This window comes from Muribacter muris (assembly GCF_001038205.1).
GTDB lineage: Bacteria > Pseudomonadota > Gammaproteobacteria > Enterobacterales > Pasteurellaceae > Muribacter > Muribacter muris.
Map to the genome: position 1 here is coordinate 1 of NZ_JWIZ01000109.1, position 11248 is coordinate 11248.

The window sequence follows — 11248 nt, forward strand, 5'->3', positions numbered from 1 at the left end:
AGGCGGGGCATCAATGCCCGTGGTCTGCAATGCGTGTTTGTCGAAAAAGTGTTTCGGCTCATTCCCTGCGCGTTGTCGGATAAGGTTATCCATTGCATCATACTGCTGACGCAACTGAAAACCCTGCGGGGCGTAACGGGCAATTTCATTGCCGTTGGCATCGTAATCGCAAAAAAGTTGCGGTATCTGACCGCTTGTTTCACTTTTCCCGCTCTGTTCGGCAGGCAAATCCAGTTGCACCAACTCACCGACCCGATTGTAACGGTAAGTGGTGGTTAGGGTGGCGGTTTTGCCCTCTGTCTCGGTGATAATATGCCGGATTTTCGTCTGCGGGTCGGGGTATGCCCATTGGAGGGTGGTGCGTTGGCTGCCGTGCTGTTGGACTTCCTTAATCACCCGGTCTTGCACGTCATACTCAAAGGTCAGTGCCGTGTCAAGGGTGGTGAGTTCCGTCAGCCGACCGGCTGCATCGTACTCGTAGTTGCAGCATTCCCCCGCTTCCGTACTGATTTGGGTAAGCTGCTGATTGGCGTTATAGGCGTAATGATTGGTTTCCCCCAAGCTGTTGGTGAGGGTCGCCAAATTGCCGTTGTCATCATAACCGTAATGCCACTGTACACCGGAGAAATCCGTTTCCGTGTCGATTTGGTCGTCCGCATTATAGCGATACTGATAACGTTCCCCTTTCGGGTTAATCACGGCGGTGAGTTTTAGGCTGTCTTTATCGTATTCATACTGCCAAGCGTGCCCTTCGCCGTCCCGTTTTTCAATGAGCAGGTCGAAAGCACCGTATCGGAACGTCCATTCAATCTGATTAGCATCGGTATAGCTTAACAGATTGCCGTGCCGGTCGTAGCGGTAATTCACCCCGCCTTGATTGGGTTGTTGAATGTGTTGTAATTTGCCGTATCGGGTATAGGCATAACGCCAGCTGTTGCCTTTCGGGGCGGTGAATGCCGTCAGTTCGTCTTGATCGTTATAATTGAGCGTCAATCGCCGTTGCTCGGCATCTTGTTGCGCAATTAAACGATGACGCAGGTCGTACTGAAAGTGCTCCTGCCGTTGATGTTGCTTCTCTGTGGTTTGAATGGCGGTGAGTAAGCCGTATTGGTTGCGGGTAAATTCGGTGGTTGAACCGTCCGGAGCAGTAAAGCAGGCGGTCTGTTGCGCGCCGTTTTCTGCAAAACGGGTAGTTTTCGTCCAAGTGCGGTTGAGTGGGTCGGTGATTTTGATAAGGGTGTAGGCATCCTGATGCTCATCATCTATCTCATATTCATACTGCCACATTGCCCCTAAGCTATCGGTAAAGGTTTTTACTAACCCCGTATCTTCCAAATAGGTGAAGTGAAGTTGTTCACCTTTTGGTAAGGTTTGTGTTAATAAATTGCCGTAGAGGTCATAGGCGTAGCGAGTAATTTTACCTGTCGGACTCACCACTTGGGTTAAAGTAAGTAAGGCTGTATCGTAATAAAAGGTTGTTGTACCTTTTAAATTGCGGGCTTGCGTATAACCGTCAAAATAATCTAACCACACTTCATAAAAGCCGTTTGCCCCGACACTATATACACATTGTCCTTGTGCATTATATCGGTAATTTACCCGGGTTTTATCCCTATCCGACCATTCAATCAGTTGGCTATGTTCATCGTAGGTATAATAGAGATGAAAATCCTGTACGGCATCGGATTCTATTAAATGCCCTTGGCTATCCTGCTGATAAGTCGCTAAACAGGTGGATTGATTATCCGTGCGAACAATTTGGTGCAAATAGCCACTTGGGTGATAACGTAGGGTTAATTGAATCCCCTCGGAATGCTCAACCCGAACGGGCTTTGTCGGGTTACTTTCTTGATAGATAAAGCGGGCTTGATTGTGATAATCGTCTGAAAAATGGCTCAACCGATAACGCCCGATAGGTAGTTTAGGGTAGTCAAACTCGCTATTCACCGCATCAGTAGTGCCATTTTCAACCGCCTCAAAATGACGACAAAAGCCGGTTATTCGGTGTTTAACCAAAAAGGTAGCGGAGCCGGTGCGTATCAACACATAATCGGGGTGATACGGGTTAGAGGTTTGAGACATACCCTGAGGCAAACCAAATTGTAATACGGCACCGTCTTCCGTGAAGACTTGGATATATTCCGCCGCCTCATTCACCCACGCAGTTTGCGAAAAACTGTCCGCCCAATATTGACCGAGTAATCCTGCCGGTATTGTCTGTGGCCAATCCCTTGCCCAAGTGCGAGTGAACGTCAGTGGCAATGTTTGACCGAGGCTAAAATCCGTACGTTGTTCGACCAAATGCCCGGTCATTACATCAATCGGATCACCAAAAATCGCTTTTTTGGCGGTTTCTTTATAGCGCTGAATGCCTTTACCTTTATTCTCCCTAAACGCGATTTTGGCACAGTTGGCATTACTTGAGATACAATATTTAGCTTTGCCGACAGCCTGCTTGGTTGCCCCTGCACCTTTTTTAATCGCATTACCTAACACCAAAGCCCCTATTTTCGCCGAGGCTGCCGGTGATTTAATCAATTTTCCCAAGCCAGAAAGAACGCTTTTTACACCTGCTTTTGAAGGGGGAACAATAGTAGCGACAACATCAATTAATGGATGAAATTCACTTTTTATCTCAAGATAGGCTATTTTTCCCGATCCGATAATCACATTATCCGAACCTTCTAAAATTACCCCGCCACACTCTGTTTTATCCCCTTTTCGAGCCGCCGGGAAATTTTCAATAAAGACCGTCTCACTGCCTTCGGCAATGCGTTGGTTTAGGGGGGCGTGGCGGGTACAAGCCACAGCGAAGGGTTTTACGGCTACCCCTGCTTGTTTATCGTTAATAAAGACAGTATTCGCACCAATAACAATCGGGCCATATTTTTCTTCACCAAAACAACTCTCAATAAAACCTTGTACTGCGTCTTCAACGCCCTCTTGCACTTTGGTTGAAAGCGACTTTTGCCCCACCATCGGACTACCAATATCGTCAGCCATCAGTAACATACCGACAAAGATACCCGCCGGTCCTAACATAAAAGGCACGCCAGACAAGGCAGCCCCTGCTAAAGCGCCCAATAACCCGGCAACTTGACTTTTATGCTTTATCTCATCTCCTACCCGTGCAGCAGGAGGGGCATTAGTTGCAGACATAATTTTTACTCGGTCGTTGGTTCAAAAGAATAAACAATGTTTAGTAAATAATCTTTTTGGCTCTCTGTCAATGGTATTGTCGAGGTAAAGGTGAAGGTCAAGAGCTGTTTACCGACTATCCATAAGACCGCCAGTTGATAAATATGACTTTCAGGACTTTTCCAATCATACTCAAGCAAATGTACCGGTTGATTCTGTAATTCAAATTGCCGATGCTCTATTAGGTGATAATTGGTTAAGGATTCAAATTGATGCATAATTTGATGATAAAAATCCTCGTGATTAACGCCCTCCACAAGAGGCATTCGATTAATCACAAAATTCACCTGGCTATTAGGTAAAGTAAACGCATTGACACTTTGATCCTGCCAAGATTCCGGCAGCTTAAATTTTCCTTCGTTAATTTGATAATACATTGCAACACCTCTTTGCTGATTTTACCTATTTCTGATAGCATCTCACCGCTTGTCTATATCGCTACTCACGGATTAATAACGTGATGCTCGGTTCGCTGTCCGGCACCCCGATAAAACTGCTCCAACCCAGCCGGTTATTATGCTCGCTGTCCCCTAACCGCATTCCTTTGATTTGCTCCTGACGAAGCCCAAGGCGTAAATCCCAGGCAAATTGGTCTTTTAAAATAAACGACACAAAGGTAATCAGCGGGATATACTGCTTCCCGTTCGGGAGAAAGTCTAAAAACTCGTGGTAGGTCAGTTGGCTAATCTCAAGTAAAAATTTCCCTCCCCTATCCGGGTTACGGGCACCTAATGAAAAATTGACCCCAAGGCAACTGCGCCCTACCGGTGGTTTACCGGCTTCTTTTAATGTCTGCCCTAAGCGGTTTTGTTCGCTTTCGCTGATCGGCGCATAGCGGAAGCGCCAGCTTTTAATGGAGACGGCACTTAAATCAAAGCAGTGAGAAATCAAACTGCACAAGACATCCGGTGAGCGGGCGGGACTGGCTAACATACCGGCATACGCCAACATTTTGGTTGGGTTAATGGATAATTGTTGTCGGGTAGAATGGTGTCCTAATCCGACCAACGCAAACATTCGGGCAGAAAATTGATCCACCCCTTCCGGTTGAAAGGCGATGTAGTAGCGGTATTTACGCCAGATTTGGTGGAGCAATAAAATCAGTCGATGGTTAAACACATCTAAGAAATCCACCAATCGATTCTCTTGGTGGGTATATTCTTTCGCCAAATTTTCAAGGTAGTAGGTGGGTAATGGCGACTGCGTGCCGTGTAGCCCGAGAAAGCTCACTTCCAGTTGATATTTGCCTTCCTCTGTTTGCAACAACTGCACTAAATCCCGAATCGGGAAGTTGAGTCCGGCAGTCGCACTCAAGCGAACCGGTTCTTCGCCGGGGCGCAAGGTTAATGCCTGTTCCGCATTCACACCACTCAGCTTATAAAGTGTTTCTAATAGCTGATAAAAGCTATATCGGGTAATATCTGAAAATGCCGGAGCTACATTAGAGAATGTTGTCCGATTTGGATAGGCCATTCGTAAGTCTCCTGATTTTCAATATTGACGACTTTTAACTTGTGGAAGGAATTTAAACTCGCATACAGCGAGAAAAAATGCGACAGCACCGTACAAAATAAAAACAAATCCCCTTCGGACTGAAATGCACTCTGTTTGACATACAGGGTGGATTGTAGCCCTCTGACGGTTACCCCTTTGAATAAACGGTCAATCGGTTCGGTTTGAATCCTCTCAATGCCGTCTAAACGTTTTTGAGACATTTTGGCGTTACGCCGACTGTGCCAGCTTGGTAAATCATAGGTTTTAATGATTTCTTTCAGGGCATCGGTATCCAGTAAGGAGAGGTAATTCAGGGAAGAATTGGAAATCAACTTCCACGCCAATGTTCCATCTAATACCGGGTGAAGCGGGAGGGTCGGGCGGGTGATATTTCTAAAACGGGTTGAGGCAGGGTCTTCATTGGCGGATTGGCAAATATCACCAACTCGCAAGCGGGCAGGAATGTCCCGATTTGTGCAAGTGGTAGTAACCGACAAAATTTCACCAGTCTCTAACAATACCGTTTCATCGCCTCGTACAAAAGACAGATAGTGTTCAAACCCTTGTTCAAATAAGGCATCTTTTGTGCGCAACTTATAATACAGTGCGGTACGTCCTTGCGCATATTCAATTTGATGCTGAAAGCTCTCAAACGCCGCATACACACGGGCATTCCCACGCGCTTTGCCTTGATTTTTCAACAAATCACTTTGCAGGAAACTCTCCACGTGATCAACGGAAAAAATTTCGTACCATTCGGGGTGGCTATGGCTACTTCTGAGCGGATACTCGGTTTTTTGCCCGTCTAATAAAATATTCTCGCTGTCGTGTGTAAATAAATTCACCGCTGGTACACAGTGGAGTTTGAAAGTTGAGGCACGAATCTGTACATCGGGCGACAGTGGTTGAGAAAAGGCGAGATTCAGAGTAAAGTGCGAAGTGCTTAATGAGGGAACAGCGTCTACGCCGGCAATATCAAAGAATAAGAAACTGTCCGGAAAACAGAAATACTCTTGCAAAATGCGGTAGCCCGAATAGGCATTTTTTTGATAAGGCAATAATGCATCTGCTTTACCAAAGCCAACCGGCGCAAAATAGAGCTTGGGTTGGGGTATTTTATGGTTACCTACGACAAATTCCGCACTTTCTAAGTAATAGCTTAACCATAAATAGAGTTGATGGTTTGAATAATCATCCGCTCCCAAATAAACACGTAACTTACTGAAATCCAGATTTGCCAAATCCATATCCGATTCAGAAGTAAACGTGAGGCTGATAATGCTTTTTTCATTACTGTTATAAACGGACGCATTTGCAATATTCAGCGGTAATACCCACACGTCCCGACAAGTTCTAAAGGTACATTGCAATTGATTTTTAGCATCATCACCCAATGTGTCTTCTGCTAGCAATTGGATAGGTTTACTGAGCAACGGCGTGCCTTTAGCGATAAAGTTACCGCTTTCGCTGACATTTTTGTCTTGGCTAAACTCGACAATTGTCATACTCGGCATTGGACGTAAATAATTCGGCCACAGCATATTGATAAGGCTATGGGTAAATTCCGGAAACTGGTCATCGACTTTGGCACGCAAACTCCCGGTTAAAAATGCAAACCCTTCCAGTAAACGCTCAACATCCGGGTCGGCACTTTGCTCCGATAAAAAATGCGCTAAATGCGGTTTTTTATCCGCAATTTCTCTGCCTAATTCACGGATATAATCCAATTCATTTCTAAAATATTTTTCTAATGACATAAAAATTTATAGCGTGCTTAAATCCAAATAATAGTGCCTGTCGTTATCTAAATGAATATTGAATGCCGTCAGGGTAACAATATCATCAAGCATAATCTGCAATTCAACGTAAAAGAAAAGGGTAAGCGGCTCAAGTTCATTGGATTTTGCCGTGATATGCACTTGTGAAACACGCGGTTCAAAACGCAAAATGCAGTCTTTGATAGTCTCTTTGATTTTTTCACTAATATCAAAGGTACCGCTGACCGCATCATTAAAATCAACCACCCCAAGTTCCACTGCACTTTGGCAGGCACCGGGGTGGCTGTTCAGGATATTGGTCAAATTCGTCTTCACGGATTCAACCACTTCTCTGATTTGACCTTGGAGGGTCGGCGAATACCGCCTGCCCTCCGATTGAATCCGTTCAAATAAACTTACAGCACCCTGTCTTTCCCATTGGAATAATGCTGCCATTTAACCCTACTCCTTGTCTAAACGCCCCACTAAAGAGAGCTCAAAATTAGCCCCCATATATTTAAAGTGAGGACGTACTTTAATTGAAGACAGGAACCAACCCGGATCGCCTTCAACATCTGCCACGGTAATCGCTGCGGCCCTAAACGGACGACGACTGCGTACGTCTGCCGGTGGGTTCTCTTGGTCTGCGACATACTGTTTCAGCCAAATATTCAGTTCACGCTCTAAATCCGCCCGCTCTTTCCAACTGCCAATTTGCTCCCGTTGTAGCGTTTTAATATAATGCGCAATACGGGTAATCATAAAGGTATAAGGTAATTGCGTACCTAATTTATAGTTCGTTTCCGCCATTTTCCCTTCTTTGGTATTTGGGAACACTTTCGGTTTTTGTACCGAGTTGGCTGAGAAGAATGCCGCATTATCACTGCCTTTACGCATAGTGAGAGCAATAAAACCTTCTTCGGCTAACTCAAACTCACGGCGGTCGGTAATTAACACCTCTGTTGGGATTTTTGCCTGAACTTGCCCCATCGCCTCATACAGATGTACCGGTAAATCGTACACCGCTCCGCCGCTTTGTGGGCCGATAATATTGGCACACCAACGATATTTAGCAAAACTGTCCGTTAAACAAGAACCTAATAAGAAAGCGGTATTCCCCCAGAGATAATGCTCATGGTCTTTACTTACATCTTCATTGTAACCAAAACTTTTTACCGGATTTTCAGACACCGAATAAGGCAGACGAGCTAAAAAGCGTGAAGCGGTTAAGCCCAAACAACGCGAATCTTCCGATTCCCGTAGTGCCCGCCATTTCGTATAAACCGGCCCTTCAAATACCGCTTTTAGCTCCTTAATCGCAGGTAACTCGGCAAAGCTATTGATACCAAAGAAAGACGGCGCAACTGAAGAGAGGAACGGTGCGTGAGCCATCGCCCCAACCGCACTCACATACTGAAGCAATTTCATATCCGGTGCTTTCTGGGTGAAAGCATAGTTACCAATAATTGCGCCAATCGGTTCTCCGCCAAATTGACCGTAACCGGAAGAATAGACGTGCTTATAAAAACCGGATTGTACAATTTCAGGCGCAAATTCAAAGTCATCTAATAGTTCATCTTTACGTGCATGCATCACATAAATTTTGATGTTTTCACGAAAATCGGTTTTATCTACTAATAATTTTAAAGAACGCCAAGAGGCCTCTAATTCACGAAATTGCGCATTATGTAAAATCTCATCAACCTGTATGCTGAGTTTCTTATCAATCTCTGCAATCATACGGTCAACCAGCAATTTATTAATCGGCTCTTCTTTATTGCCCGAATTTAAAATATTCGCAATAAAGGTTGCCACCCCTTGTTTAGCAATATCATAGCCTTCTGTATCACCCGCAATGCGAGTCTGTGCCATAATTTGGTCAAGTAAAGAGGAACCGGTTTCCGTTGTCTGTTCGGTCAGATTATCCGTTTGTACTGTCATTGTGGTATTCCTTATTTTGTTTCACTCACCAAATTTAATTCTTTAAGTAACTGGGCTCGAGATTGCTCATCGTCTAATAATTCAATGATTTTGGCACGAAATGCCGGCACATTACCTAACGGCCCTTTCACCGCGGTTAAAGCTTCACGAAGTTCAATGAGTTTTTTTAATTCAGGGACGGATTGCGCAATATTATCTGGAGAGAAATCAGCGAGGGATTTAATAGTAAGATTGACATTCAAATCAGAATCTGTGGTTTCATCTAATTTATTCGGCACATTCACATTTAAGCTAATGCCCATTTCCCCCATCACCGAAGAAAAATTATTTTTATCAATCGACACCATCTGTCTTTCTTCAATCGGCGTATCTTCCGCCCGACCTTTCATATCGCCAACCACCAACATACTCAAAGGTAATTCAACCTCTGCGACTTGATCGCCAGTTGCCGGAACATATTTGATGTTAATTCGCTCTTTAGGGGCGACTGACCCCTCTTTGCCTTTACTCATTAAAACCACCTTTTTATGTGTTTAAACAGAAAAATGTTACAAAATTTGAACAAAACCAGTCTAGCCTAGATAAGGTTTTTTTGCAACAATGAAATAGTCAGGATAGCACGAACACTTTACTTAAAATAACAGCTTACTCTGCCCCATATTGGTTTTGCAGTCTTAACGGCTGGTGAACACTTTTCAGATTATGTTCGCCTTGCAGTTCGCCCCAACCCTTATAGTTGGCGTGCCAAAGCAGATTGCCCTGTTGGTCGGTCAGCTCTCTCGGTATCCCGATTTGGTCGCAGTGGTAGTAAGCGGTCTGTTTCTCGCCATTTTTTACAACCTGAATTTGCGCCAACGGTTCGTAACTCTCCGGGTGGGTGTAAATGTAGGTGTAGCGATTTTCTCCGCTCTGTTCTTGGATTAAATGGCTGCCGTCCCACACAAAATCCGTTTGCAGATTTTCGTGCATTGCCGACCGCTTGTTTAACCGTCTGCCCAATGGGTCATAGCGGTAGTGCCAAACATCTTCCCTGCCGTTGGCTTTGATGATTTTCGCTTCAATAAGCTGGTCGTTCAGGTCATAACGGTAATATTGCGTTTCGCCACTCGCCAATTTACGTTCAACCAGATTGCCCAAGCCGTCATAGCGATAATGGGTGCCGTGATATTGATTGACCTTGTTGTCCTGCTCTCTTTGTCCCTCCCGTTCAATAATGTTGTGCGCCGGGTCGAACGCAAACGTCTCTTGGCTCAACGGGCTTTTCGCTTGGGTTAAGCGTCCCAGTTTATCGTAGCCGTAGTGCGTAGTTTGAGTGAGGTTGTCCCGACTTTGAATCAGATTTCCCGCGTTATCGTATTGGTAATGCCGTGTTATTTGCGCGTTAAGCTGGGCGGTCAATTTCCCCACCGGGTCAAGCGCATAGCGGGTTGTCAATGCGCCTTGGGTGCGTTGGATTTCCCGGTGCAGTTTATCCCGTTCAAAATACAGCCTTAACGGCTGATGAACACCCCAACACAGCTCATTATTTCTATATATTAACTTATGATATTTCTCCTAAGTAATTTTTTAAATAATTAACATGTTGGATTATCTCTTTTTCATAAAACTCAATAAAATCCTCATTAGGAATTTTATTTTTATTTCTTAAAAGAAAACAAAACCAATCTTTTAATCGTTTTATATCATCTTTTTTCATTATCTTAACTAATTTTTCAATACCATTATCATATTCTAATAACCAAGATAGCCCTTCAAAAAAATCGATTATACTATCATCAGGTTCTTGTAAATATTTTCTCTGAGCAATAGGTAAGAGATAATATATTCCTTTCCAACTAAGATCCGATGAAGTTATCCTAAATTTAGAAAAATCTATAATAGAGTCTTTTGTTAAATTAGATATATAATCAAACTCTTCTAAATCTTCAGGTCTAGTTATTTTTACATATTCTCTAGGATAATTTATCATTGAACTAGGAAATTGATTTAATGGAATTAAATCAGATTCTAATAATACTTCGCACATTTTCTTATCCTTTTTTCTATATCAATCAATTGTTTGCGATGACCAAAATCCCCCCCCTCCCAACAAATATCTTCTCTTCTTTTTCTTGCATTATATTCCTTGTTTCCTGCATCAATTCGTTCATCTAATTGTTCCTTAGTCATATGAGGTAAGCATTTCCCTAATCTAGAAGAGATTTTCTTGGTTTCATTAACAGCTTCAGTTAATTGCCTGTAAACATCATCAGGACATTTAGGTTTATTAGATGATTTAGAAAAGATAGTACTTTGAGGTAGACTACTGCTGATTTCTGAATCATCTTGGATAGCCTGCTGAGTTCCTATTAAGCCTATTGATGTAGCAATGGCTAATCCTCCATAAAAAATAGGAATAGGAATTGCCCAGCCTAAAGGATCGATTGCATTCTGGATCGTTGCCTCAAACCGATACAAATTCTCCCCGCCCGCTAATCCTATCGGGTCTTGGGTTATAAACCGTCCTACATTTGGCTCATAATAACGGAAGAAGTTATAATGTAATCTCGTTTCCTTGTCTTCGTACTGGTTCTGTAATCGGATTGGTTGGTGAACGCCTTTCAGATTATGTTCGCCTTGTAGCTCACCCCACCCCTTATAGCTGGCGTGCCACAGTAGGTTGCCCTCTCGGTCGGTCAGCTCTCTCGGTATCCCGATTTGGTCGCAGTGGTAGTAAGCGGTTTGTTTCTCGCCATTTTTTGCAACCTGAATTTGTGCCAACGGTTCGTAACTCTCCGGGTGGGTGTAAATGTAGATGTAGCGATTTTCTCCGTTTTGCTCTTGTATAAGGTGTGAGCCGTCCCACACAAAATCCGTTT

The 11248-nt window shown here is 43.8% G+C and carries 10 protein-coding genes; all 10 read right to left on the bottom strand.

The window, feature by feature from the left end; translation table 11 throughout:
• Positions 1-3159, bottom strand: a 3159-nt coding sequence (locus tag RO21_RS11750; RefSeq protein WP_047977969.1) for a PAAR domain-containing protein, incomplete at its 3' end; no start/stop codon positions are given.
• A 5-nt stretch (positions 3160-3164) separates the two neighbouring features.
• Entirely contained in the window at positions 3165-3575 is a 411-nt protein-coding gene (locus RO21_RS11755; protein ID WP_047977970.1) for a DcrB-related protein, read from the bottom strand.
• Between the two features lie 61 nt (positions 3576-3636).
• Positions 3637-4671, bottom strand: a complete 1035-nt coding sequence (gene tssG, locus RO21_RS11760) for a type VI secretion system baseplate subunit TssG (RefSeq protein ID WP_047977971.1) — start codon at positions 4669-4671, stop codon at positions 3637-3639.
• Positions 4635-6449, bottom strand: a complete 1815-nt coding sequence (gene tssF, locus RO21_RS11765) for a type VI secretion system baseplate subunit TssF (protein ID WP_047977972.1) — start codon at positions 6447-6449, stop codon at positions 4635-4637. Before tssF ends, tssG begins: the two co-directional genes overlap by 37 nt.
• Before the next feature lie 6 nt (positions 6450-6455).
• Positions 6456-6905, bottom strand: coding sequence for a type VI secretion system baseplate subunit TssE (gene tssE, locus RO21_RS11770; RefSeq protein ID WP_047977973.1), 450 nt, complete (start codon positions 6903-6905; stop codon positions 6456-6458).
• A 6-nt stretch (positions 6906-6911) separates the two neighbouring features.
• Positions 6912-8390 carry a type VI secretion system contractile sheath large subunit gene (tssC, locus tag RO21_RS11775; protein ID WP_047977974.1) on the bottom strand — a complete coding sequence of 493 codons (1479 nt, stop codon included), beginning with the start codon at positions 8388-8390 and terminating at the stop codon, positions 6912-6914.
• An 11-nt stretch (positions 8391-8401) separates the two neighbouring features.
• The gene (gene tssB / locus RO21_RS11780) at positions 8402-8902 is read right to left on the bottom strand and encodes a type VI secretion system contractile sheath small subunit (protein WP_047977975.1); all 501 of its coding nucleotides are present in this window, start codon (positions 8900-8902) and stop codon (positions 8402-8404) included.
• A 133-nt stretch (positions 8903-9035) separates the two neighbouring features.
• Complete coding sequence (locus RO21_RS11785) at positions 9036-9824, bottom strand: RHS domain-containing protein (protein ID WP_053067789.1); 789 nt, start codon at positions 9822-9824, stop codon at positions 9036-9038.
• 106 nt (positions 9825-9930) lie between these two features.
• A complete protein-coding gene (locus RO21_RS11790) occupies positions 9931-10416 on the bottom strand; it encodes a hypothetical protein (RefSeq protein WP_047977976.1) in 486 nt (161 codons plus the stop codon).
• Positions 10398-11248 (bottom strand): RHS repeat-associated core domain-containing protein (locus RO21_RS12265; protein ID WP_173425308.1); only part of this gene is annotated, 851 nt, incomplete at its 5' end. The genes RO21_RS11790 and RO21_RS12265, both read right to left, overlap by 19 nt.